At 39.6% G+C, this 23,091-nt stretch carries 25 protein-coding genes; 22 read left to right on the forward strand and 3 right to left on the reverse strand.

Features of this window, described 5'->3' with window-relative positions:
• Positions 1 to 6: 6 nt before the first annotated feature.
• The 12 genes from rplF to B4N75_RS04215 all read left to right on the forward strand — a co-directional run bounded on the left by rplF (position 7) and on the right by B4N75_RS04215 (position 6,457).
• Positions 7 to 546, forward strand: a complete 540-nt coding sequence (rplF, locus tag B4N75_RS04160) for a 50S ribosomal protein L6 (RefSeq protein WP_296017983.1) — start codon at positions 7 to 9, stop codon at positions 544 to 546.
• 10 nt (positions 547 to 556) lie between these two features.
• Complete coding sequence (gene rplR, locus B4N75_RS04165) at positions 557 to 919, forward strand: 50S ribosomal protein L18 (protein ID WP_273065900.1); 363 nt, start codon at positions 557 to 559, stop codon at positions 917 to 919.
• A 9-nt stretch (positions 920 to 928) separates the two neighbouring features.
• A complete protein-coding gene (rpsE, locus tag B4N75_RS04170) occupies positions 929 to 1,444 on the forward strand; it encodes a 30S ribosomal protein S5 (RefSeq protein WP_296017998.1) in 516 nt (171 codons plus the stop codon).
• A 2-nt stretch (positions 1,445 to 1,446) separates the two neighbouring features.
• A complete protein-coding gene (rpmD, locus tag B4N75_RS04175; protein ID WP_296018004.1) occupies positions 1,447 to 1,632 on the forward strand; it encodes a 50S ribosomal protein L30 in 186 nt (61 codons plus the stop codon).
• The gene (gene rplO / locus B4N75_RS04180; RefSeq protein ID WP_296018009.1) at positions 1,632 to 2,096 is read left to right on the forward strand and encodes a 50S ribosomal protein L15; all 465 of its coding nucleotides are present in this window, start codon (positions 1,632 to 1,634) and stop codon (positions 2,094 to 2,096) included. The genes rpmD and rplO overlap by 1 nt, the downstream gene beginning before the upstream one ends.
• Positions 2,097 to 2,116: 20 nt before the next feature.
• Positions 2,117 to 3,451 carry a preprotein translocase subunit SecY gene (gene secY / locus B4N75_RS04185; RefSeq protein ID WP_296018016.1) on the forward strand — a complete coding sequence of 445 codons (1,335 nt, stop codon included), beginning with the start codon at positions 2,117 to 2,119 and terminating at the stop codon, positions 3,449 to 3,451.
• 133 nt (positions 3,452 to 3,584) lie between these two features.
• Positions 3,585 to 3,698 (forward strand): 50S ribosomal protein L36, encoded by a 114-nt coding sequence (rpmJ, locus tag B4N75_RS04190; protein WP_074641226.1) that lies wholly within the window; start codon positions 3,585 to 3,587, stop codon positions 3,696 to 3,698.
• A gap of 10 nt (positions 3,699 to 3,708) precedes the next feature.
• Positions 3,709 to 4,080, forward strand: coding sequence for a 30S ribosomal protein S13 (gene rpsM, locus B4N75_RS04195; RefSeq protein WP_296018035.1), 372 nt, complete (start codon positions 3,709 to 3,711; stop codon positions 4,078 to 4,080).
• 20 nt (positions 4,081 to 4,100) lie between these two features.
• On the forward strand, positions 4,101 to 4,481 hold the full coding sequence (gene rpsK / locus B4N75_RS04200; RefSeq protein WP_078931326.1) for a 30S ribosomal protein S11: 381 nt from the start codon (positions 4,101 to 4,103) through the stop codon (positions 4,479 to 4,481).
• Between the two features lie 179 nt (positions 4,482 to 4,660).
• Entirely contained in the window at positions 4,661 to 5,719 is a 1,059-nt protein-coding gene (locus tag B4N75_RS04205) for a DNA-directed RNA polymerase subunit alpha (RefSeq protein ID WP_296667940.1), read from the forward strand.
• Positions 5,709 to 6,206, forward strand: a complete 498-nt coding sequence (gene rplQ, locus B4N75_RS04210) for a 50S ribosomal protein L17 (RefSeq protein ID WP_273443338.1) — start codon at positions 5,709 to 5,711, stop codon at positions 6,204 to 6,206. Before B4N75_RS04205 ends, rplQ begins: the two co-directional genes overlap by 11 nt.
• 11 nt (positions 6,207 to 6,217) lie before the next feature.
• On the forward strand, positions 6,218 to 6,457 hold the full coding sequence (locus B4N75_RS04215; RefSeq protein ID WP_296018069.1) for a hypothetical protein: 240 nt from the start codon (positions 6,218 to 6,220) through the stop codon (positions 6,455 to 6,457).
• A gap of 266 nt (positions 6,458 to 6,723) precedes the next feature.
• Here B4N75_RS04215 and B4N75_RS04220 read toward each other — a convergent pair whose 3' ends face one another.
• Complete coding sequence (locus B4N75_RS04220) at positions 6,724 to 9,177, reverse strand: methyl-accepting chemotaxis protein (RefSeq protein WP_296706644.1); 2,454 nt, start codon at positions 9,175 to 9,177, stop codon at positions 6,724 to 6,726.
• Between the two features lie 396 nt (positions 9,178 to 9,573).
• Here B4N75_RS04220 and B4N75_RS04225 point away from each other — a divergent pair, with 396 nt between their 5' ends.
• The 9 genes from B4N75_RS04225 (at position 9,574) to tkt (ending at position 19,404) form a co-directional block, all read left to right on the forward strand.
• Positions 9,574 to 10,710: an ABC transporter substrate-binding protein gene (locus tag B4N75_RS04225; RefSeq protein ID WP_296667935.1), complete on the forward strand. Its 1,137-nt coding sequence runs from the start codon at positions 9,574 to 9,576 to the stop codon at positions 10,708 to 10,710.
• Between the two features lie 266 nt (positions 10,711 to 10,976).
• A complete protein-coding gene (locus B4N75_RS04230; RefSeq protein ID WP_296667925.1) occupies positions 10,977 to 11,876 on the forward strand; it encodes a branched-chain amino acid ABC transporter permease in 900 nt (299 codons plus the stop codon).
• Positions 11,877 to 11,889: 13 nt separating this feature from the next.
• Complete coding sequence (locus tag B4N75_RS04235; protein ID WP_296018362.1) at positions 11,890 to 12,921, forward strand: branched-chain amino acid ABC transporter permease; 1,032 nt, start codon at positions 11,890 to 11,892, stop codon at positions 12,919 to 12,921.
• Entirely contained in the window at positions 12,921 to 13,724 is an 804-nt protein-coding gene (locus tag B4N75_RS04240; RefSeq protein WP_296018097.1) for an ABC transporter ATP-binding protein, read from the forward strand. Before B4N75_RS04235 ends, B4N75_RS04240 begins: the two co-directional genes overlap by 1 nt.
• 33 nt (positions 13,725 to 13,757) lie before the next feature.
• The gene (locus B4N75_RS04245) at positions 13,758 to 14,468 is read left to right on the forward strand and encodes an ABC transporter ATP-binding protein (protein ID WP_349681377.1); all 711 of its coding nucleotides are present in this window, start codon (positions 13,758 to 13,760) and stop codon (positions 14,466 to 14,468) included.
• A 78-nt stretch (positions 14,469 to 14,546) separates the two neighbouring features.
• The gene (locus B4N75_RS04250; protein WP_296018107.1) at positions 14,547 to 15,194 is read left to right on the forward strand and encodes a CBS and ACT domain-containing protein; all 648 of its coding nucleotides are present in this window, start codon (positions 14,547 to 14,549) and stop codon (positions 15,192 to 15,194) included.
• A 273-nt stretch (positions 15,195 to 15,467) separates the two neighbouring features.
• Positions 15,468 to 16,922 carry a hypothetical protein gene (locus B4N75_RS04255; protein ID WP_296018113.1) on the forward strand — a complete coding sequence of 485 codons (1,455 nt, stop codon included), beginning with the start codon at positions 15,468 to 15,470 and terminating at the stop codon, positions 16,920 to 16,922.
• 18 nt (positions 16,923 to 16,940) lie between these two features.
• Entirely contained in the window at positions 16,941 to 17,402 is a 462-nt protein-coding gene (locus tag B4N75_RS04260) for a PTS sugar transporter subunit IIA (RefSeq protein ID WP_296706646.1), read from the forward strand.
• A gap of 34 nt (positions 17,403 to 17,436) precedes the next feature.
• Entirely contained in the window at positions 17,437 to 19,404 is a 1,968-nt protein-coding gene (gene tkt, locus B4N75_RS04265) for a transketolase (RefSeq protein ID WP_296706648.1), read from the forward strand.
• A gap of 183 nt (positions 19,405 to 19,587) precedes the next feature.
• Here tkt and lgt read toward each other — a convergent pair whose 3' ends face one another.
• Both lgt and B4N75_RS04275 read right to left on the reverse strand, forming a co-directional pair.
• On the reverse strand, positions 19,588 to 20,592 hold the full coding sequence (gene lgt, locus B4N75_RS04270) for a prolipoprotein diacylglyceryl transferase (protein ID WP_296667917.1): 1,005 nt from the start codon (positions 20,590 to 20,592) through the stop codon (positions 19,588 to 19,590).
• A gap of 45 nt (positions 20,593 to 20,637) precedes the next feature.
• The gene (locus B4N75_RS04275; protein ID WP_296706650.1) at positions 20,638 to 21,777 is read right to left on the reverse strand and encodes a P-loop NTPase; all 1,140 of its coding nucleotides are present in this window, start codon (positions 21,775 to 21,777) and stop codon (positions 20,638 to 20,640) included.
• A gap of 130 nt (positions 21,778 to 21,907) precedes the next feature.
• Between B4N75_RS04275 and B4N75_RS04280 the strand changes: the two genes are divergently transcribed.
• A partial coding sequence (locus B4N75_RS04280; protein WP_296667913.1) for a S41 family peptidase occupies positions 21,908 to 23,091 on the forward strand: 1,184 nt, incomplete at its 3' end.

Here is a 23,091-nt window from a genome sequence, read left to right on the forward strand (position 1 = left end):
GAAGAGATGTCAAAAATCGGTAAACTTCCTGTTGCTATTCCTGCAGGAGTTACAGTTACAGTTAATGCCGGAGAAATTGTTGTAAAGGGACCGAAGGGTGAACTAAAACAGCATGTAAACGATAAAGTAAAGTTCGAAGTAAAAGACGGAGAACTTACTGTTTCGCCGGTTGATGAATCAAAAGCTGCTAGTGCAGCTCATGGTCTTTACCGTGCATTGGTTCATAATATGGTTACAGGTGTGACTCAGGGATTCTCAAGATCTTTGATTATCACTGGTGTTGGTTATCGTGCTGAAGTTCAGGGAAAAAATCTTGTAATGAACCTTGGTTTTTCTTCTGACTTTATCGCAATAATCCCTGATGGTCTTACTGTTACAGCAGATGCTAATGGTAAAGTTACTATTGCTGGTATTGACAAGCAGATGGTCGGTGAATTTGCTTCACAGATCCGCAAGCTTCGTCTCCCAGAACCTTACAAGGGAAAGGGAATTCGTTACAGCGACGAAGTTATCAGACGCAAAGTCGGAAAGACTGGCGTAAAATAAGGTGTAGCGTATGTTTAAGAAACTTAATGATAAAGCAAGAAAGCGCCTTCACCGTAAGGTTCATATCCGTAAGTCAGTTTACGGAACAGCTGCTCGCCCACGCTTAACAGTAACACGTAGCAACTGCAACCTTTACGCTCAGGTAATTGATGATGACGAAGGTGTAACTCTTGCTTCTATTTCTACTTTGGAAAAAGAATTTGCTGACTTGAAAGCGACTGTTGAAGGTGCAGCAAAACTTGGTGAAGCATTTGGAAAACGTCTTCAGGACAAAAAAATTACAACTGTAGTTTTTGACCGCAACGGATATCTGTATCATGGTGTTGTAAAGGCACTCGCAGATGGAACCCGCAAAGCAGGTATCATTTTCTAGGAGAGTCTAATGGAACGCCAGAACAAGTTCGAAAAAGAAAGAGAACAGAAAGAATTCGTTGAAAAACTTGTTAGACTGAATCGTACTGCTAAAACCGTAAAAGGTGGACGTCGTATGTCATTCTCAGCTCTCACAGTTGTAGGCGATGGAAAAGGTCGTGTAGGATATGGATTTGGCAAAGCTAATGATGTATCTGAAGCAATTAGAAAGAGTATTGATCGTGCAAAGAGAAACCTTATTACTGTTCCAGTAAAAAATGGCACTCTTCCACACGATGTTCTTGGAAAATACAAGAGTTCATCAATTCTTTTGAAACCAGCTTGTGCCGGTACTGGAATCATCGCAGGTGGTCCAGTTCGTGCAATCATGGATTCAATTGGTGCAACAGACGTAATTTCTAAGTCATTGGGTTCTTCAAGTCCAATCAATGTAGTTCGTGCAACATTTGAAGCTCTTGAAAGTCTTATGGACGCAAAAGTTGTTGCATCAAACAGAGGTAAATCTCTGCAGGAAATGTGGGGTTAATCATGGCTAAGAAAATCAAGGTAACACTTGTAAAAAGTACAATTGGACAGAAACCAGCTAAGGTTGCAACCGTTCGCAGTCTTGGTCTTAAAAGGATTAACTCTTCAAATACATTGGAAGCAACTCCAGCTGTTCTTGGAATGGCTGAAGCTGTATCACACCTGATTACAGTCGAGGAAGTAAAATAATGTCTGATTTCGTATTGAGTGCACCACAGGGTGCTAATAAGAAAAGACGCATTGTTGGCCGCGGTTCTTCTTCAGGTCGTGGAACAACTGCGGGAAAGGGAAACAAGGGACAGCAGTCTCGCTCTGGTGGAAAAACATACGTAGGTTTTGAAGGCGGACAGATGCCTCTTTATCGCCGTATTGCACACCGTGGTTTTTCTAACTACCCATTCAAGAAAGAATATTCAGTTGTAAATGTTTCTCTTCTTGAAGAAAAATATTCAGATGGTGAATCAGTAAACAAGGAAACTCTTGTTGCTAAAGGTCTTGTTTCTAAAGCAGATTCTTTGGTAAAGATTCTTGGTACTGGTGATTTAACAAAAAAACTTACAGTAGATGTAGATAAGGTTTCTGCTTCGGCAAAAGCTAAAATCGAAAAAGCTGGCGGTTCCGTTAAAGAAGCTTCTGAAACAAAAGCTAATTAAAATAAGTACCGGAGACACACATGGCAAACAATCCAATTGTAAATATGTTTAGAATTAAAGAGTTGAGAAATCGTCTGCTCTTTACATTAGCTATTCTTGCAATATTCCGTCTTGGATGCGTGCTGACGATTCCTGGAATTAATGCTGGAGTACTCGTTGAATACTTCAATAATCTTGCAAAGAGTGGCGAAAACGCATTTGCAAGTTACATGGACTTTTTTGCCGGTGGTGCATTCTCTAATTTTTCTGTGTTCATGCTTGGTGTTATGCCTTACATTTCAACACAGATTATTTTGCAGTTGGCGCTGATTATTTTCCCATCTCTTAAACGCATTGTTCAGGAAGATGGGGGGCAGCGAAAATTTGCAGCGTGGACAAGAATTGGCACAATTTTTGTATGTTTGATTCAGTCTGCCGCTGTAACGGTTTATGCAAACAGTATTCCAGGAGCAATTGTTCTTGAAAGTAATGTTGCATTCAGACTGCTTGCAATGCTCACTGTTACTACAGGTGCTATGATTACTGTTTGGCTTGGTGATCAGATCACGGCTCATGGTATTGGAAATGGAATTTCGATTCTTATTTTTGCAGGTATCGTAGCTCGTCTTCCACATGCTGTAATGGAACTTGTACAGAAAGTTCGCAGCAATGAAATCAATGCTGTTGCAGTTATCGTAGTAATTTTGATGTTCTTCGGAATTATTGCACTTGTAGTTTATGAACAGTCCGGCGAACGTAAAATCCCTGTACACTATGCTAAACGCGTAGTTGGACGGAAAATGTACGGTGGACAGAGTACTTATATTCCATTCAAGATCAATCCATCGGGAGTTATTCCTGTAATTTTTGCATCATCGTTCTTAACTTTCCCGCTTCAGATTGTTTCAAGTATTGGTGCTAGCAAGGCTTCAGCAACGTGGGTTTCAAAACTCTCTTATATACTGCAGCCGACTGGAATTACATATAATGTATTGTTGGTACTTTTGATTATTTTCTTTGCATACTTCTACACACAGGTAACCCTGAACCCCACAGAAATCGCAAAAAATATCAGAGAAAACGGCGGTTCTATTCCAGGAATCCGTACTGACAAAACAGAAGAATACATGCAGAAGGTTTTAAACCGTCTCGTGTTGCCTGGTTCAATTTATCTTGCTGCAATCGCAGTTTTGCCGACAATTATTCAGATTGCATTTAAATTCCCGCAATCAATTGCTATGTTGATGGGCGGTACTTCTTTGTTAATCTTGGTAGGCGTTGACCTTGATACAATGAGTCAGGTTGAAGCGCTTCTTAAAATGCACCACTCAGAAGGTCTTGTTAAGAAGGGTAAATTACGTTCAAGAAATTTGTAAAATTTTAAGAAAATTTATAGAATTTCTATAGAACAATAAAGGGGATTTGTGGTATATTAGATAACCCGAATTGTAATTCATTGCGAATTGCCATGATTCGGGTTAATATCATGCTTTCCCTAGGGGGACTTTTATGAAAGTACGAACCAGCGTAAAGCCCATCTGCGATAAGTGCAAGGTTATAAAAAGAAACGGAATTATCCGCATTATTTGTTCTAACCCAAAACATAAGCAGAGACAGGGTTGAGGAGTAACAGATGGCTCGAATTGCGGGAGTTGACCTCCCAAATAAACACGTCGTTGTTGCATTGACTTATATTTACGGTATCGGTCGTTCATCTGCAAAAGCGATTTGCGAAAAAACAAAGATTGATCCTGCCAAGATGATGAATGATCTTGATCAGGATGAGCAGGCTAGACTTCGTTCTGTAATCGATGAAGAATACAAGGTTGAAGGACATCTTCGCTCAGAAATCGGTCTTAACATTAAACGTCTTATGGACATTGGTTGCTATCGTGGTCTTCGTCATCGCAAAGGTTTGCCAGTTCGTGGTCAGCGCACACGTACTAATTCACGTACTCGCAAAGGTAAAAAGAAGACAGTTGCTAACAAGAAAAAGGCTGTCTGATAAGACGGAGGATTTAACTAATGGCTACCGTAAAAAAACGAAAGGAAAAGAAGAGCGTATACGAAGGAAACGTATATATCCAGGCTACGTTCAACAATACTATCGTAACAATTACAGACTTGAATGGAAATGCTCTTTCATGGGCGTCTTCAGGCGGACTTGGATTCCGTGGAGCAAAAAAATCTACTCCATTTGCTGCGCAGACAGTTACAGAAACAGCTGTTCAGAAAGCAGTAAGTTACGGATTGCGTGAAGTTCACGTATTTGTAAAAGGACCAGGAATGGGCCGCGAGAATGCAGTTCGTGCTCTTGGTGCTTTGGGACTTAAAGTAAAATCAATTTCTGATGTTACTCCAATTCCTCACAATGGATGTCGTCCACGCAAAACTCGCCGTATGTAGAATAAATGATGAGAATGGATGTTCTTGTAATGTCCATTTTTGTTGTTTTTTTATATTTAAGTAAGGTCAGTAATAGTTAGGTTTTGACCGGATTCCCGGTAAAAAAGTATGAAAAATGGCAGTCTTTTGACTTGTCATTATTGCAGGCTCATTGTTGAGCGTAAATAAAAGGAGTTCAGATGGCACGTAAAAACCTCTTGAAAGGTTTCAAAAAACCAAAGGGTATTACATTTGAACATCTCGAAACAAATCCAAATTACGGAAAATTTATTGCTTATCCATTTGAACCAGGTTTTGGTACAACGATTGGAAATACTCTTAGACGAGTACTTCTTTCTTCTATTCAGGGATATGCAGTAACATCTGTACGGATTACTTCATTTGATGCTGAGGGCGTTCCTCGTGTAATTCAGAGTGAATTTGACTCAATTGCGAACGTTTCGGAAGATACACTTGAGATTTTGAACAGTTTGAAAATGATTCGTTTCAAGCTTCCAAATGATGCAGAACAGGATACTCTCCTTTTTGAGTTCAAAGGACCTGGAAAAGTAACAAGCAATGATTTTGAAAAAGAAGGTCAGCTTGAAGTGCTTTCTAAAGATGTTCCTGTATTCACAATGATGGAAGGTGCAAACCTTAGCATTGAAATTCAGGTTGACTTGGGCAGAGGTTATATCCCTGCTGAAGTAAACAGCAACTATGTTGAAGTAGTTGGCACCATTCCAATGGATGCTATTTTCTCTCCAGTTCGCAAGGTAAAATATGCAATTGAGCCTTGCCGTGTTGGTGAAAGAAACGACTACGATAAACTGGTTCTTGAAATTTGGTCTGATGGAACAGTTTCTCCAGAAGATGCACTTGCTGAAGCTGCAAAAATTGCTAAAGATCACTTCTCAATTTTTGTAAACTTTAATGATAGTGACGTTTCTGGTTCTGACGATATGGATGAAGGTGATGAAAGAATTCGTTCATTGCTTAATACTCCAGTTGAAGAACTTGAGCTTTCTGTCCGCTCTTCAAACTGCCTTAAAAACGCTAATATCCGTACAATCGGAGAATTGACAAGAAAGACAGAAGATGACATCGCCAAGACAAGAAACTTTGGTAAGAAATCTCTTACTGAAATTAAAGAAAAACTCCTTGAATGGGGACTTACACTTGGAATGACAGATTACAGTCATCTTAAGAATGTAAATTTGGCAAATCCAAAGCAAAAGGAAGAATCCAATGAATCATAAGAATGGTTTTAATCCGCTTTCGCGCACAACTGCACATCGTCGTGCTATGTCGCGCAACATGGTAACTTCACTTTTCAGATTTGAACGCATTACAACTACTAGTGCAAAAGCTAAAGAAGTTCGTAAGGCTGCTGAAAAATTGATTACACGCAGCAAGGTTGACACAGTTCACAACCGTCGTATTGCCGCAAAGTTTATTCAGGATGAAAAAATCTTGAACAAACTCTTTACAGAACTTGGTCCAAGAATGAAGGATCGCAAGGGTGGTTACACTCGTATCCTTAAGATTGGTTTCCGTCAGGGCGATGCTGCAGATATGGTAATTCTTGAATTGGTTGATTATAAACTTCCAACTGAAGAATCTAAAGAAAAGGCTGCAAAAAAGGCAGATGCTTCTGAAAAACCTGCTAAAAAGCCAGCTGCAAAAAAAGCACCAGCTAAAGCTAAGACTGCAAAAGCAGCTCCTGCTGCTGAAGAAGCAAAATAAGGAGTTAACTTATGTCTAAAGCACATCGCGGAACTGGTATCCGTAACGAAGTAAACCACGGACGTGGCAAATGTGCACGCTGTGGAAAAGAAAATATCAAAATCCTTTACGAAAAGGAAATTGATGGTGCAACAGTTAAAGTATGCAAATACTGTAACGCTGCATTGAAAAACATTGCAAGAGTGGAAGCAAGAAAAGCAAAACCTGCTGCTGAAACTTCATCTGATGCTCCTGCAGAAGCACAGGCATAATTCATTTATAATTTTGTTCCTGTATACGCCGTCCTTCGGTTTTTTGTAAGGGCGGCTTTATTTTTTTTAATATTTACAATTTTTTTTGAATACAATTGAAAAAATTGTAAACAAAAATTTTTAATTTAAAATGACGCTGGCATTATCTGATTAGAAAACGAATGAGCCCGGCCCGCAGTGGTGGCAAAGCCAGTCCGAAGGACTGAGGGTTACCGAACCACGAAGAGCCGATAAGAAAAGAAGTTGTGGCGTTCAATGAAAAAGTTTTATTTTTTTAGTTTTAAACCGAGTTTTGCAATTTCTGCAATTGCGCTTGAAATTTGTTCGACACCAGTTGAAGCGTCTTGCAGGCGATCTGATATTTCTGTAGACGACTGAACTTGTTCGTTTATTGAGTTTTTTATGTTTTCTGAAAGGCTGGCAATTGTTTTGATTGCTTTGTTGGTTGAATTGATAACTTCTTCTGCCTGCTTTGTACTCAGATTATTCTTTTTTACGAGTTCCTGGATTTTTGAAGTTGAAGAAACTGTCTGTGCTGCAAGTGCCTTCACTTCTTTTGCTACTACGCTAAAGCCTCGTCCGGCGTCTCCTGCGTGGGCCGCTTCGATTGCGGCGTTGAGAGCGAGAACGTTTGTTTTTTCTGCAATGTCGTTTATAAGGTCGATTGCGTGCGTAATTTCTTCGGTAATATGAACAAGCGTTTTTATTGATTTGTCGGCATCTGTTATCATTTGGTTGGCAGAAGTTACAGTGTCAGCAACGTTTGTAATGTTTCCGGAAATGTCTTTAATGTTTCCAACGACTGAATCCATCGAGGTTGAAATATTGGTGATGTTTGAAGTGATGGATTCTGACTGGTTTGAAACAACATCGGCTTTGTCTGACATGACCTGCATTGTTGTTTGGAGCAAATTCTGGCTTTTTGTGCGCTCTTCGAGCAAGTGGGAACTAGAAATTGCGCAGGAAATTTGTTCCCGGAGAGTTGCATATGTGATTCCGCTTGCAGTTTCTGATTCAAAAACAATGTAACCGAAATATGAATTCTGAATATTAAGAGATTCTATTTCGTAAATTGCATATTCGTCGGAATTATTGATTGAATTTGGAATGATTTCTGTTGTTTTGAACGTAAGTCCTCCTTCTGGAAGAGAAATTCGTTCGCCTTTTTTTATTGCAAGCACTAATTGACTTGTCTGTGGAATTTCTTGGTTTTCTTCGGTGTAATGACAATCGTTGTAAAGTGCAATGTAGCAGCTTGAAATATCAGTTTTTGGAAGCGCTTTTGTGATGATTTCGAACAGTTTGTCCAAATTTGAGCAGGAAAGAATGTCTGTGCTGATTTGTCGGAGAACTGATTCTTTTCGGGCGGCAAGAAGATTTGCCTGTTTTTGTGTGCGGCAGTCAAATTCGCTTATGAGTACCCGTGCTTGCTGGAAAATGTTTTCGCATTTTTTGTAAATTTTGCATTGACAGCTCATTGTTGAAAGTGCGAAAGTTCGTATTGTCGAGATTATATCCTGCCAGACGTTGAAATTTTTAGAAATTTTTTCAAAATTGTTCAAGCCGATTGTAACGTTTTTTAATAATGCGCCAGGTTCTTTGCTGAGAATGTCGTCTGCAAATGAATCTACAAATTTCGGCACAAAATTTGTAAAGAAAATGGTAATTTCTTCTTTTGTGTAGAAATCGTTTTGAACTGTCTGTAAAATTTTTTGAGAAAGTTCATTTTTCCAATCGGAGCTAGAGAATTTTTCTGAAATAAAACTTTCATCAAAAAGAAAATTTGCTTTTTGAGTTTTTTTTAAAAGCTTTTTGTCCTGAGAATTTGACAAATCTGTGGAAGTCTTAAAAGCGGCCTGACTTACGGAAGTTGAGGTACAACCGCAGGATTCGCCTAAAACTAGACGTGTTTTGTATCTGAAAAGTTTTGTATACTCTTTATTTTGCAACATGGCTGAAAGTGTTTCGTAGCCTTGAAGTCCCTGTTTGTAGAATGGCATTTCGACAGAAGTGATTGGCGGATTTGACCAAGCGGCGTCGTCTGTTCCGTTAAAACCGCAGACTGCAACATCGTGAGGAACGGAATATCCTTGACGGATGAGTTCTTCTTGAGCGCCGATTGCAACGTTGTCTCCGACTGCAACAATTGCTTCAAAGTCTTTTCCTGGTTTTAGGCCTTTGCTGAGCCAGTTGCTGAGCGCTTTTTCGCCGTCGGCAATTGCCCATCCGCCGCATTCGGAAATCAAGATAGGATTTGCCTGAATTCCATGTTTTTTTAAGCCTTCGAGATAACCTTCGTAACGTTCTTTTGCGTATATGTGGGTTTCTGGACCGCGTATAAAGGCTATTTTTGTAAAATGATGGACGTTGACAAGGTGATCTATGAGTTCTATAAGACCTGTTTTGCAGTCTGTGACGATGCTAGGTTTGCCTTCGACTTGGAAAGTCATGCAGACAAGCGGCGTTTTTTGAAATCTTTTGTAAAAATCTGTGGTTTTTTTGTCTACATCGGAAGAAGCCCAGGAGATAATTCCTGAAACAGAATCGTCCGTCAACAGGTGATAGATAATGGAGCCTTCTCCTTTGTTTAAAATTGGCCCTCGAAATGTGACTAAAGGGATTTTATCTTTTTTGCAGCCTGTTATGATGCCTTTGAGCATGTTGCGACCTGTTGCATCAATTAATGAGCGGGTTAAAAAAGCAATTGACTTCTTATTCATGACTAAACCTCAGAAATAAAATCGGCTATTTTTAATTATAATATGAAAAATGAAAAAAGAAACTTTAAAATTTTGATTTATTTTGATTTAATTGATAATTAGTCAAAATTTCGAGTTTTATCGTTTAATGTCATTATCGGACTTGGCCATTTGTCATTAGATTGCTAAACGGGTTTTTATGCAGACATCGTGCTGTCAGACACGGCAATAACTGGTCTTTTTTTTATTCGATATTCAGGCTGATTATGAAATAAATTTTTTTTGAATATTGTCTGAGTATTTTTGGAATTTTGTGCTTTAAAATTTTAAAAAGTGAAAAATTTATTATTCATTTTTATTTACTAAAATTAAGAAAATAATTAAAGTTTATTTAAGTTGAATTTTTGGAGGACTCAAATGAAAAAAGTTTTGGGCGCAGTTGCTCTTGCTGTTGCAGGACTTTTCGCTTTTACTGGTTGTGGTGAAAAAGCTGGAGAAACGGTAAAAATTGGTGCTATTGGACCTCTTTCTGGTGCTGTAGCTGTTTACGGTGTTGACTGTTTGAATGGAATCAACTTGGCGGCTGAAGAAATTAACGCTGCTGGTGGCATTAACGGTAAAAAAATTGAAATTATAAGCGAAGATGATGAAGGAAACCCAGAAAAATCTGTAAATGCTTATAAAAAAATCGTTACACAGAAAAAAGCAAAACTTATTGTTGGTTCTTTGACTTCTGGATGTACAATGGCAATCACTTCTTTGGCTCAGGCTCAGAAAGTTTTGATGATTGCTCCTGCTGCTACAGCTCCTGCAATTACTGAAGCTGGAGATTTTGTTTTCCGAGCTTGTTTTATTGACCCGTTCCAGGGAACTGTTGGAGCTAAATTTGCGCTTGAAACTCTTGGTGCTAAAAAGGCTGCTGTTCTTTATGATATTGGAAACGACTACTCTGTAGGTCTTACAGAAAACTTTGTAAAAACTTTCTCTGCTTCTGGAACTGTTGTTGCTAAAGAATCTTATAGCACTGGAGACAAAGATTTTAACGCTCAGCTTACAAAAATTAAGAATTCTAAACCAGATGTTGTTTACCTTCCAGATTACTACGGAACTGTAGCTCTTATTGCTAAACAGTTGCGTGCTCAGGGAATTAATACTCCGATTGTTGGTGCTGATGGTTGGGACGGTCTTGTTGACAATGCCGGCGATGAAGTTTTGAACGGTTTTTATTCTAACCACTATGCATCTGATGCAACTACTGGCGCAGTAAAAACTTTTGTTGAAAATTATAAGGCAAAATACAATCATACTCCGACTTCTTTTGCTGCTCTTGGATATGATGCAGTTTATATGATTAAAAATGCAATCCTGGCCGCTGGTTCAACTGACAGCGTTGCTGTAAAAGATGCTCTTGCTGCTTCTGAAGGCGACTATGTTACAGGCCACATTACTTTTGACGAAAAACGAAACCCTGTAAAATCTGCTGTAATGCTTGAATTGGTAAAAGGTGCTGACGGAAAACTTTCTACAGTTTATAAAACTACAGTAGAGCCGTAAATTTAAATTTGCTTAATTTGACAAAGGCGTCATGAATTTGAGAAAACTGCTTTTCTCGAAGGAATGGCGCTTTTTTTTTGCCGAAAACTTAGCCCGGATCGGAACGGCGCGCAGCGTCCGTCTTGACGGATGGAGCGGATAGCGCAACCGTGAAGAGCCGGTTTGAAAGCGGATTGTGCTCCTATAAATAATGCATGATGCCTTGATTTACTAAAAACAAAAAATTTTTTACAATACAATAGAACTAATATATTTGGAGGATAAGTTTGAACAACGTAACAATTTTTGTTCAGCAGCTTATCAATGGACTTTCGTTAGGAAGTATTTATGCCTTAATTGCCCTTGGGTACACGATGGTTTATGGCATTGTTAAGTTGATTAACTTTGCGCATGGCGACGTTATGATGATTGGCGCTTATGCAGGATATTTTGTTTTGTGTGCGATGGGCACAACTCCAGCGGGAATGGTCTGTGCTTTTTTTGCTGCAATGGTTTTTTGCGGACTTTTGAGTCTTGCGATTGAAAGGCTTGCGTACAGACCTTTGAGAAATGCGCCGAGGTTGAATTCGTTGATTACGGCGATTGCTGTTGAATTGATTTTGCAGAATGTTATGCGCGTTTTGCCTTTTGTCGGTCCGGAGCCACGTTCTTTTCCGACAATGGCGATTAAAAATTTTAGTTTTGGAATTGGTTCTATAAGCAATGTACAGATTATTGTAATCTTGCTTTCGGCTGTTCTTATGGTTGTTTTGAACTATGTCGTAAATTACACAAAAACTGGAAAAGCAATGCAGGCTGTTAGTTACGACCTTGGCGCTGCAAGTTTGATGGGAATTAACTCGAACAGAATTATTGCCGTTACTTTTGTAATCGGTTCTGTTCTTGCCGGCGCAGGCGGCGTTCTCTATGCTGTTGCTTATCCGCAGGTCGATCCTCTTATGGGATATATTCCTGGATTAAAGGCTTTTGTTGCGGCTGTTCTGGGCGGAATTGGTTCTATTCCTGGAGCTATGGTCGGCGGAATTATTCTTGGTGTTGCGGAAACTATGGTTAAGGCCTATCTGTCTTCTCAATATGCGGATGCAATTGCCTATTGTATTTTGATTGTTATTCTTTTGGTAAAACCTGCCGGCCTTCTTGGCAAAAAAGTAAGGGTTAAGGTTTAGGGGCTGGTTTATGATGAATACTAAAAAAAGCAATTTTTTAATTCCTGGAGTTGTGGCTCTGGCGGCGGTTGTAATTCCGTTTGTTTTAATTCGCGCTGGTTTGATAGACGCTTATACTTCGCAGATTTTGACAATGGGCGGAATCAATGCTGTAATTGCGATTTCTGTGAATATGGTTACGGGAATTGTTGGTCAGCTTACTTTGGGCCAGTGTGCTTTTGAAGCGATAGGCGCTTATTCGGTAATTATTTTTACTCAGGATGTTGGTTTGCCGCTGCCTGTTGCCATGCTTGTTGCTCCTTTTTTGGCAGCGGTTTTTGGCTTTGTTATTGGATTTCCGACTTTAAAACTTGAAGGCGACTATCTTGCGATTGTAACTCTTGCTTTTGGCGAAATTGTGCGTGTAGTTCTTGTGAACCTCAAAGCTGTTACTGGCGGTCCGAACGGAAAAAGTTTTAAATACAGTTTTATGCGCGATGACCTTTTTTGGGGACCTGCAATGAGTTATCTGGTAAGTATTGGAATGCTTGTTGTTCTGATTATTCTTTTGCAGAACTTTTTACATTCAACTTACGGCCGGGCAATCAAGGCTATTCGAGAAGATGAAATTGCCGCAAATTCTAACGGAATCAGCGTTTTTAAATACAAAATGATTGGTTTTGTGATTGCTTCGTTTATAGGCGGTCTTGGGGGCGCGCTTTATGCTCCGATTGTTGGTTTTATTAAGCCGGATATTGCCTCGTTTAACAATTCTGTAAATATGCTGATTTATGTTGTTCTTGGAGGAATGGGAAGCATTAGCGGTACAGTTATTGCAGCCTTTGTTTTGACGGCGATTCAGGAAGCGTTGCGATTCCTTGGAAACTACCGTCTTTTGTTCTACCCGGTTGTTTTAATTATTGTAATGCTCTTTAGACCCCAGGGGCTTATGGGAATGAAGGAATTGAGTTTTGTGAACGGATTTTTTAGTCTTAAAAGCAGATTTTCTAAAAAGGCGAAAAATGAAGCTGCAGACACAAAAAAGGCAGAAGGGGAGGCAGAATAATGAGTGATGAAAAATTGATTCTTCAGGTAAATGACCTTTCTATCGTTTTTGGTGGACTTAAAGCTGTCAGCGAACTCAATATGGAACTGCGCAAAGGCGAACTTGTCGGTTTAATCGGTCCGAACGGCGCTGGAAAAACGACTGTTTTTAATATGCTTTCTGGCGTTTACACTCCGACTGGCGGACAGATTACTTTTTGGGATAAAAATGGAAAAGCTCAGGTTGTAAATAAAAAAACACCGGCCCAGCTCAATTTGATTGGAATTGCGAGAACTTTTCAGAATATCAGGCTTTTTGGAAATTTGACCGTAAGCGACAATATTCGGATTGCAATGCACAGTCAGAGAAAAGTTAAACCTTGGGACGCAATTTTGCGTACTAAAAAATTTTTTGAAGATGAAGAAGTGATGAATTTAAGAGTGCGGAATCTGCTTAAACTTTTTGGTCTTGAAAAAAAAGAAAACGAACTTTCTTCAAATTTGCCTTACGGTGAACAGCGAAAACTTGAAATTTGCCGTGCCCTTGCTGCAAATCCAACTCTGCTTTTGCTGGACGAACCTGCCGCTGGCATGAATCCTCAGGAAACAAAGGAACTTATGGAGCTTATTGCGTTTATCCGCAAAGAATTTAACCTGACGATTCTTCTTATTGAACACGATATGAAACTTGTAATGGGAATTTGTGAGCGTCTTTATGTTTTGAATTACGGCCGGGTTCTTGCGAGCGGAATTCCGGAGGAAATTAAATCAAATCCCGATGTAATTAAAGCTTATTTGGGTTCTGAAGCGGAAAATCTTGCTTAAAAGTTTTTTGAATCGGAAATTTTTGGAGAAATTATGGCAATTCTTGAAGTAAAAAATCTTGTTGTGAATTACGGTGCAATCTGCGCTCTAAAAGGCATCTCGTTTGATGTAAATGAAGGCGAAATTATTTCCCTTATTGGCTCGAATGGCGCTGGAAAAACAACAACTTTACATTCAATTTCAAATTTGATTAAAAAACAGAGCGGTTCTGTTGTTTTTGACGGAGAAGACATTACAAATCTTCAGGCGGCTCAGATTGTTCACAGAGGGTTGATTCATGTTCCTGAAGGCAGGCGAATTTTTGCAAATTTGTCTGTAAAAGACAATCTTGAAATGGGAGCTTACACTCGAAATGACAAGGAAAAAATCAAGCAGGATATGGAACACGTGTTTGAGCTTTTTCCGAGAATGAAAGAGCGCTTAAAGCAGCTTGCAGGAACTCTTTCGGGCGGAGAACAGCAGATGCTCGCAATGGGCCGCGGACTTATGGCAAACCCAAAGCTTCTTTTGCTTGATGAACCGAGCATGGGACTTGCGCCGATTCTTGTTGATGAAATTTTTGAAATTATCAAAAAAATCAATGAGGACGGAACGACAATTCTGCTTGTTGAACAGAATGCGTTCAAGGCGATGAGCATTGCAAACCGAGTTTATATTTTGGAAACTGGAAGCATTTCTTCGTCAGGAAAATCAAGCGACATGATAAAAGATCCGGCTGTAAAGGCTGCATATCTTGGCGGCTAATAGTTTTGTTTGCTTTTTTATAAAACGCGACTTAAAATTATTTAAGGTTGCCATTTTGTAAACTTTTTGGAGGAAATTATGAAAGTATGTGACTTTATGAGCAAAAATGTAATTTATGTTTCGCCAGATACATCTTTGACGGATGCAAAGGCTTTGATGATAAAAGAAAAAATCAATAAGCTTCCGGTTGTTGACAAGTCAAAAAAACTGGTTGGAATTATAACAAAGAATGATTTGCAGAAAGCAGCTCCTTCCAGCGCTTCGACACTTGATATGTATGAATTGGGTTATCTTCTTTCAAAATTAAAAGTTGAAAAGATAATGGTAAAAAACGTAAAAACTGTTGATTTTGATGAAGTGATTGAAGAGGCTGCAAGAACAATGGCAACTGAGAAAATCGGATGTCTGCCTGTAATGAAAGATGGAATTCTTTCTGGAATTATTACCGAAACTGACCTTTTTAACGCATTTATTTCGATGTTTGGAGCGACCTTGCCTGGAGTTCGGGCAGTGATTGAAGTTGCAGAGAAACCTGGCGAACTTGCGAGAATTGCAACTGCCGTGGCTGCAAAAAACGGAAATATTGTTTCTGTGGTAACAGCTGACGGAAGCGATGTTTCAAAGCGGATTATTACGGTAAAAATCGGCAATTTGAGCAAAGAAACAGTTGAAGAAATTATCAGACAGGAAAATGTAAAAATTCTTGACATTCGGGAAAAAAAGTAATTGCGCTTTTTAGATTGCTGAATAAAAAATAATGGAATGCCGGTAGAAATGCCGGCATTTTTTGTTACACGGTTGCGGCAAGGATTGCAGGGGCGGCGAAGCCGTTGCTTTTGAGCAATGTAGCGCGGTTAGCGCGGAACCCCGGAAAGCCTGGTTTTTGCAACGCAAAAAGCCGCCCTGCTGTTAAAAATTATTCTGGCTTTATTTTATAAAGGACCGTAAAAGAAACGTTTTTGATAGACGGAAGGGGCTTAAATTTTGTAAATTATAAGTATGTATGGAAAAATTGAAAAAGTTTTGTCGCAGTTTTTGAGAACTTTTGACAGGCCTTTTACGACAACAGAAATAAATTTATTACTCAAGCCTTACGGTGAAAAAGCTACAGCGGAAGAAATCGATGAATTTTTGCGGGCAGATGACAGAGTGTTTGCTCTTGAAGGGCATTATTATATGACGCATGCCGGGGTTTTTAACGGAATGTTTTTTAGTTTTGTTCCGACCGCTAAAGAACTTGAGCAGAAGCTTTTTATTCCTGGCGACCGTTGTATTCCTTTTGCGGATTGCGAAATGCTTTCGTCGCAGTTGAAATTTGTTTATAACGATAGAATTCTGCCAAAAAAAATTATGACGACCGACTGCAATACGGCAAGAGAATTTTTTACTTTTTTTGGTGATGAATATGCAAGCCAGTATATTGCCGCCGACCCGATAAATAATAAATCTGAAATTGCAAATAACAATTTTGAACTGCCATCGAAAATCAGTTTGACAGGAATTTCGCTTGAAAAAGTTATTTCGGATTTTAATTTTCATAAGGGCGATCGTATTTTGTGCAGAATGGCTGATTGGGATCAGGGAATTATTGAAATTTATCCGATTTTGAATCATAGAAAGACAATTTTGGAATTGAATGAAGAAATCGGAAAAATAAAACTTTGGAACGAAAATCTTGAAAAAGCGTTGTTTGGAAGTTTTGACAAAATGGGGCCTTGCTCAAGCATGGAACAACAGCTTTCGTTTGCGTTTTTAGAGCACAGAAAAGAGCTTTGCGCGCCAGCCTGCGGTTCAATCCATGAATTTTTAAATTCGACAAAAAAAATCAGCATGGAACTTTTTGGCGTAGAAACAAGACTTTGGAAAAAAGGCGAAGATGTTCCTGCTGTTGGAAAATGGAATCGGGAAATGCTTGGGTCTGGGCTTGAGGCGTGCTTGCCAGCCTTGCAGCCTCCAGCATGCTTGCTTGACTGCATTATAAAAGACAGGCTTTTTAACAAAAAAGAAATTAAGCCGGAAGAAATACTTAAAGATTTTCTGCCAGAGGAAATGGAAATTTCTAAGGAAGATGAAGAATTCATTACGTTGCAAATTATAAAAAGAAGTGATATATTACGTGAGCATTATAATTGGTTGGCAGATTTTCCGGTTGCGTCGTTGCGGCACAAGGCTTTAGGCTTGTTTGCAAAAGTTCAGAATTTGGTTTTTGATATTGATGAAGCTGGTGAAAAAATCGAACGGTTTCCGCAGCAGGAGCTTGTTATTCTCTCTCAGTTGTTTGCGCATGCTGCCAGAATTTTGGATATGCTTTCCAATGAAAACGAATTTAAAGATGATGACAGAGATGCGTTAAAACTGTCGCTCGAAGGCATGGAAATGAATTTTGAAGACATTTGTCCTGAATTGCGAAATGCTTTGGACAGATGTTATGTCGAACAGTTTAAGGTTGTCTGATTTTCTGCGGAGGATTGAATGGTTCCTGATGCAAACATCGGTGAATATTTGCGTGCTGGCGGTGTTTATAGAGATATTGAGGGAGATTCTCCGTTTGAAGCTTTTAAATCGCTGTCAGAAAAAGTAAATCTTCCTTCAGAAATACTTCCTGTAAATCTTTATGAAGGTCTTTGCGCCCGCGAAGCTGTTCTGAGCACTGCTGTTGGCAAAGGAATTGCAATTCCACATTCGCAGCAGCCGCTCTTAAAAAATCGAAAAGATCAGAGAATTTTTATCTGTTATTTAAAAAATCCGATCGATATGCATGCAATGGACAATAAAAAAGTTCAGACATTGATTATTCCTTTGAGCAGTTCTGTTCAATCGCATTTGCATATTATTTCTCTTCTTGCGCAGCTTTTAACAAAAAGCGATTTTAAAAAAGCTCTTGAATTAAAACTTGGATTAAACGAGCTTTATCCGCTAATCCGAAGAGTTTAATTTAAGTTGATATAAAAATTTTAGGGGTTTTATTATGGACACAAAAGGAATTGCTGCCGTTGCAAAATCAATCCGCAGTCTGTCAATCGATGCTATCCAAAAAGCAAAATCAGGTCATCCTGGACTCCCGCTTGGATGTGCTGAACTCGCTGCAGTTTTGTACGGAGAAGTTCTAAAGCACAATCCTGCTGATTCAAAATGGGCAGATCGTGATCGCTTTGTGCTTTCGGCCGGACACGGTTCTATGTTGCTTTATTCAATTTTGCACTTGAGCGGTTACAAAGTTTCGCTTGACGACATTAAAAATTTCCGTCAAGTAGGTTCAATTTGTCCTGGACATCCGGAATTTGGCTGGACTGACGGCGTAGAAAACACATCTGGTCCGCTCGGACAGGGAATTGCTCTTGCTGTTGGAATGGCGCTTGCAGAATCAATCGAGGCTGCAAAATTCAATACAACGGAACACAAAATTGTTGACCATTATACTTACGCTCTTTGTGGCGAAGGTTGTCTTGAAGAAGGCGTTTCTTCCGAGGCATCTTCTTTTGCAGGACATAATAAACTTGGAAAACTGATTGTTTTTTATGATCAGAATAAAATTTCAATTGACGGTTCGACAGATATAACTTTTACAGAAGATATTGGAAAACGTTACGAGGCTTATGGCTGGCAGGTTTTAAAAGGCGACATGTATGATGTTGAAGGTCTTTTAAAGCTTATTGAAGAAGCAAAAAACTGTTTGGACAAGCCTTCTTTGATTATGCTCAAGTCTGTAATTGGAAAATTCGCTCCAAAGCAAGGAACTCCGGTTGTTCACGGAGAACCTCTTGGAGAAGCAGATGTTGCCGAAACTAAAAAAGCGCTTGGTATAAATCCTGAAGAATTTTTCTATATCGATCCGCAAGCTCTTCGTTATTTTGAAGACAAAAAAGCCAGTTTTGCTAAAAAAGAAGCCGACTGGAACAAAGAATTTGAAGCCTGGGCGAAAGAAAATCCTGAACTTGCAAAACAGTGGAAGGCTTCGTTTGAAGGAGTTGCTGACGGAGAAGCAGAAGATCCTGTTTATGAAATCGGTGCAAATGTTGCGACTCGTTCGGCAAGCGGCGACATGATAAACGCAATGGGACTTAGATATTCTTGTCTTGTTGGCGGAAGCGCAGACCTAAAAGGTTCTAATAAATCTGGAATGAAGTGCGATGGAGGAACTTATACTCCTTCTAACCGTGCAGGCCGCTCCATTGAATATGGAATCCGCGAATTTGGAATGGCAAGCGAAGCTCTTGGAATGTGTTCTCATGGCGGAATTCGTCCGTTTGTAGCAACTTATCTTGTATTTAGCGACTACATGCGTCCTTCAATTCGTTTGGCTTCGATTATGAAGCAGCCTGTAATCTATGATTTGACTCACGATTCGATTTTTGTAGGCGAAGATGGTCCGACACACCAGCCGATTGAGCAGCTTTCTTCTTTGCGCGCGATTCCTGGTGTACAGGTTTTGCGTCCTGGCGATGCTGAAGAGACCGTTGCTGCCTGGCATCTTGCGATGGAAAGCAAAGATCATCCGGTTGTTTTGGCTCTTACAAGACAGAATGTTCCTGTTTACGAAAAAGAAGATAAAAACTGGAAAGAGACAATCAAAAAAGGCGCTTATGTTGTAAAAACTGGCGGCGAAAATCCTGATGTTGCTGTCGTTGCGACTGGTTCCGAAGTGAACATGGCTCTTGACGCTGCTAAAAAAGTAATAGGAAAAACTGTCCGTGTTGTTTCGGTTTTGGACAAGAATTTGTTTGAAAGCGATGAAAAATTTATGAATGAAATTTTTGGCGGAGCAAAACGCGTGATTGTTGCAGAAGCCGGCTGCAGATGCGGCTGGGAAGGAATTGCAACTGGCCGCAAAGATTTGTTTACTATTGACCGCTTTGGTGAATCAGGTCCAGGCAAAAATGTAGCGCAGGCTCTCGGCTTTACCGCAGATAAACTTGCTGAATTGATTGAAGCTTAATAAATGGCTTAGGGGCTGGAAGGGCGGCGTAAGCCGTTCGCTTGCGAATGAAACCCTGCAAGACCCGACCCGCGCAAGCGGGGAAGCCCCAAAAAAATAAAAACTGACTTTTAATTCGGATGAATGAATTTTAAGTCAGTTTTTTTATTTTAAACGAGTACAAACGTGGTGAGAGAAGTTTTGTCAGGCGGATTTTTGTTGATTTTTCTTTTTGGAAAGAGAATATGAAAAAATTGCCAGCAAAATTCCGCCGAGCACCATTAAAATGCACAAAATTTGCCCAGTCGAAATGTTGAAAAGCGAAGTGTTGAGGTAAATAGGCGCATTTGTGTCGGCGGCGATTCTGTAACCAATGTCTGAGTCTGGTTCACGGAAATATTCGATAAAAAAGCGGAAGATTCCGTATCCAATCGTGTAAATTGCTCCAGAAAATCCGTCAAACGGCTTTTTTTTGCGCAAAAACCAGAGAATTGAAAAAAGTACAAGACCTTCAAAAAACGCTTCATAAAGCTGGCTCGGATGGCGCGGAAGATTTACGAGCAAACCGGAAATTTGGAGTCCGCACTGAGATGCAAAATCTTTTACCCATTGGAATGAAGCCGAAAAACGTTCTGCTTGCGGAAAAATAATTCCCCAAGGTGCGCTTGTGATTCGGCCGTAAAGTTCTCCGTTTAAAAAATTTCCAAGACGGCCAAATGTGTAGCCGAGAGGGATTGCCGTAACCATTGCGTCAATCCATTTGAGCGTCTGGCGTTTGTTTTTTTTGCACCAGAAAATCATTCCGATTAAGCCGCCGATAAAGCCTCCGTGATAACTCATTCCTGCAAGTCCGGTAAACTGTCCTGAAGAGTTGAATGGCCAAAAAATTAGCCATGGCTTTTTCCAGTAGATTCCGGAAGTATCGTAAATTAAGGTTGAAAAAACGCGTGCGCCGATTAGAAGGAAGATGATTCCTGTGGCAATAAAACTAAAAATGTCGTCTTCTGTGGCTTTTCTTAGTGTTCCGTTGGGAGAAATTTCATCTAGAGCGCCTTCTTTTAGAAGTTTTTTTAGAACCAAGAAGGCTGTTCCGAACGCAAAAATGTACATAAGACCGTACCAGCGGATAAGTCCCAGAACAGGAACTCCAGGAAAGATTTCCGGATGAATCCAAGACGGATAGTTGATATAAAGAGGTAGAAAATTCATTTTATTCTCCATGTGTTTTCAAAAAAAACAGGCGGTATTTTTATTTTAAATCTTAAATCCCTGAGAAGCCGCCTTTACAAGCTTTGATTTTAAAAGCAGGTTTTCGTTTCTGAGTTGATTTAATTCATACTGCTGGGTTTTTATAGTTTCTGCAAGTTCTCCCATGCTCAGCGCTCCTGTGCCAACCAAGTCTTCGACATAGGACATTTTTTGAGAATAGTCGTCATTTGCCTCTTCGCTTGCAAGGTCGTATGTTGAGTCGAGAACGTCTGTTGAAAAATCATCAAATTGAAATGTTTCGCTCTGAAGAATTTTTTCTGCAATTCTATAAATTGCCTGGCTGATTACCGCATTTGGTTTGTAGTTTATGACCGGCAACCTTGATGAAAGCGCTTTGTCCTGCAATGTGTCGCGGTACATTACTCCCAGAGACTCTACGTCGATTCCGAGATATTGCTGGCATGAACGGCGAATTTTTAGGGCTTTGTCGGCATCCTTTGGTTCGTCAATCATATTCATGACAAGGCGCGGATGGAATTGTCTCATGCGGTTTTCAAAAACTGCTGCATTTTCCGGATCAACTTCGCGAAGCGTTTCAATCATTTTTGGAATGTAAAGCCTTTGGAGAGAAGATGAATCGTTTTTGAGTTTTTCTAGATATTTTGAGGCCGGGCTGTTTTTTTTGAATGAACTTGCCATGAGCCGGAAAACTGCGTTTTTTAAAAAAAGATAGCCGTTGAGGGTCGCTGTAACTGTTGGCGCTGTAACTACAATTCCCTGTGGAGAAAGAAGAAACAAATCGAGAATTGTAAGGTGAGTTCCTGCTCCAAGGTCGATTATAAGGTAGTCGCAGTTTAAATTGCGGAAATTCCTGATAATTGAATTTTTCTGAGCGCTTTTTAAAGTGCTCAAGCCCGGAATTTCAGAATCTCCTGCGATAAAAGAAACATTTTCGTATTCTGTCGGCTGGATTATGTCTTCAAATTTGTTTTCGCCTGTAATGAAAGTGCCGATTCCTTTTTTTGCAGAAAACTGGCCGATTACAAGATGAAGGTTTGACGCGCCTAAGTCTAGGTCTGCCAGAATTACTTTTTTGCCGGCCTGTCCGAGTGCGATTGCGAGATTTGCAGAAAGAAGACTTTTTCCTACGCCTCCTTTTCCGCTTGCTATTGGAATGATTTGCATGGCTTTATTCTACCATAGTAAAAACAGAAAATACAGAGGTTCTTTTTATAGAAAAAATATGAATTTTCCGAAAAAAGGAACGTAATTCTTTCTCTTGCCTTAAAATAGATAGAAGTCTAAAATACAGATTATGAAAAAAATTAAACATGGCATAAAAGTTGTTTTTTTGTATTTTTATGCAATAATCTTTGCTTCTCAGTGTTTTGCCGAGTCTTCTTCAAATTCGACATCGAAAATAAATAAACGTTCACAGCAATATATGGAAATGATGAATGGAGTTTTTGACTTTGTTCAGAGAAATTATGTTGATGAGGTTGACCCTGAAACGCTCTACACGGGCGCCCTAAAAGGAATGCTTTCTGCCTTGAACGATCCGTACACCGTCTATCTAGACAATTCGACTTTTAGAAGTTTAAATGACACTACAAAAGGAAAATTTGGAGGAGTTGGACTTTCTATTTCCAAGGCATTTGTTTCTACCTCAGAAAAACCCGCTTATGTAGAAGTTGCTTCGCCCATAGAAGATACACCTGGATTTAAGGCTGGAATTCAGGCAGGAGATTTAATTATTTCGGCAAACGGAACTGACACTTCAAAAATAACAATGGACGAAGTTTTGGATATTTTGCGCGGTCCAGTCGGAGAAAAAGTCGACCTTGTGATTCGCCGTGGACAAAATATTGAATTTCCGGTGACATTAAAAAGAGAGATGATTGAAGTTCCGACGGTAAAATTTGGAACAATAAAGGAAGTTGAAAAAGCCGGAACTGTAGGTTATGTAAGAATTATTGAATTTACACCGCAGACAGCAGAGCGCGTTCAGCAGGCTTTGGATTCGTTTAAAAAAGAAAAAATTTCTGCTTTGATAATTGATTTGCGCAACAATCCCGGCGGACTTATAACGTCTGTTGTTGATGTTGCGGATAAATTTATTGATAAAGGGCCGATTGTTTCGACAAAAAGCCGTCTTGCCTTTGAAAATTCTGTTTTTACGGCAAGTCCACGCAAAACGACTTTTAAAAAAGATATTCCTATTGTAGTTTTAATCAACAAAGGTTCGGCTTCTGCTTCTGAAATTCTTTCTGGCGCGTTAAAAGATAATCATCTGGCTTACCTTGTTGGCCAGCGTACTTACGGAAAAGGTTCTGTTCAGCAAGTGCTTCCGCTTTCTTCGACAGACGGCATAAAAATTACAATGGCGCGTTATTACACTCCGAGCGATACTAATATCGACAAAATCGGAATTCCGCCGGACAGAGAAGTTTTATTCCCGGATTTTACAGAAGATGGCGAAAAACAGTATACCGAATTGAT

It is taken from the genome of Treponema sp. UBA7570 (genome assembly GCA_002477955.1).
Classification (GTDB): Bacteria; Spirochaetota; Spirochaetia; order Treponematales; family Treponemataceae; genus Treponema_D.

Bases quoted from the DNA above. Each gene is read 5' to 3' on its own strand.
- rplF (WP_296017983.1), top strand. From the start codon at position 7: ATGTCAAAAATCGGTAAACTTCCTGTTGCTATTCCTGCAGGAGTTACA.
- rpsM (WP_296018035.1), top strand. From the start codon at position 3,709: ATGGCTCGAATTGCGGGAGTTGACCTCCCAAATAAACACGTCGTTGTT.
- B4N75_RS04245 (WP_349681377.1), top strand. From the start codon at position 13,758: ATGGCAATTCTTGAAGTAAAAAATCTTGTTGTGAATTACGGTGCAATC.
- B4N75_RS04275 (WP_296706650.1), bottom strand. From the start codon at position 21,777: ATGCAAATCATTCCAATAGCAAGCGGAAAAGGAGGCGTAGGAAAAAGT.
- B4N75_RS04240 (WP_296018097.1), top strand. From the start codon at position 12,921: ATGAGTGATGAAAAATTGATTCTTCAGGTAAATGACCTTTCTATCGTT.
- B4N75_RS04260 (WP_296706646.1), top strand. From the start codon at position 16,941: ATGGTTCCTGATGCAAACATCGGTGAATATTTGCGTGCTGGCGGTGTT.
- secY (WP_296018016.1), top strand. From the start codon at position 2,117: ATGGCAAACAATCCAATTGTAAATATGTTTAGAATTAAAGAGTTGAGA.
- B4N75_RS04220 (WP_296706644.1), bottom strand. From the start codon at position 9,177: ATGAATAAGAAGTCAATTGCTTTTTTAACCCGCTCATTAATTGATGCA.
- tkt (WP_296706648.1), top strand. From the start codon at position 17,437: ATGGACACAAAAGGAATTGCTGCCGTTGCAAAATCAATCCGCAGTCTG.
- B4N75_RS04250 (WP_296018107.1), top strand. From the start codon at position 14,547: ATGAAAGTATGTGACTTTATGAGCAAAAATGTAATTTATGTTTCGCCA.
- rpmD (WP_296018004.1), top strand. From the start codon at position 1,447: ATGGCTAAGAAAATCAAGGTAACACTTGTAAAAAGTACAATTGGACAG.
- lgt (WP_296667917.1), bottom strand. From the start codon at position 20,592: ATGAATTTTCTACCTCTTTATATCAACTATCCGTCTTGGATTCATCCG.
- rpsE (WP_296017998.1), top strand. From the start codon at position 929: ATGGAACGCCAGAACAAGTTCGAAAAAGAAAGAGAACAGAAAGAATTC.
- B4N75_RS04255 (WP_296018113.1), top strand. From the start codon at position 15,468: ATGTATGGAAAAATTGAAAAAGTTTTGTCGCAGTTTTTGAGAACTTTT.
- B4N75_RS04215 (WP_296018069.1), top strand. From the start codon at position 6,218: ATGTCTAAAGCACATCGCGGAACTGGTATCCGTAACGAAGTAAACCAC.
- rplQ (WP_273443338.1), top strand. From the start codon at position 5,709: ATGAATCATAAGAATGGTTTTAATCCGCTTTCGCGCACAACTGCACAT.
- rpsK (WP_078931326.1), top strand. From the start codon at position 4,101: ATGGCTACCGTAAAAAAACGAAAGGAAAAGAAGAGCGTATACGAAGGA.
- B4N75_RS04205 (WP_296667940.1), top strand. From the start codon at position 4,661: ATGGCACGTAAAAACCTCTTGAAAGGTTTCAAAAAACCAAAGGGTATT.
- rplO (WP_296018009.1), top strand. From the start codon at position 1,632: ATGTCTGATTTCGTATTGAGTGCACCACAGGGTGCTAATAAGAAAAGA.
- rpmJ (WP_074641226.1), top strand. From the start codon at position 3,585: ATGAAAGTACGAACCAGCGTAAAGCCCATCTGCGATAAGTGCAAGGTT.
- rplR (WP_273065900.1), top strand. From the start codon at position 557: ATGTTTAAGAAACTTAATGATAAAGCAAGAAAGCGCCTTCACCGTAAG.
- B4N75_RS04225 (WP_296667935.1), top strand. From the start codon at position 9,574: ATGAAAAAAGTTTTGGGCGCAGTTGCTCTTGCTGTTGCAGGACTTTTC.
- B4N75_RS04235 (WP_296018362.1), top strand. From the start codon at position 11,890: ATGAATACTAAAAAAAGCAATTTTTTAATTCCTGGAGTTGTGGCTCTG.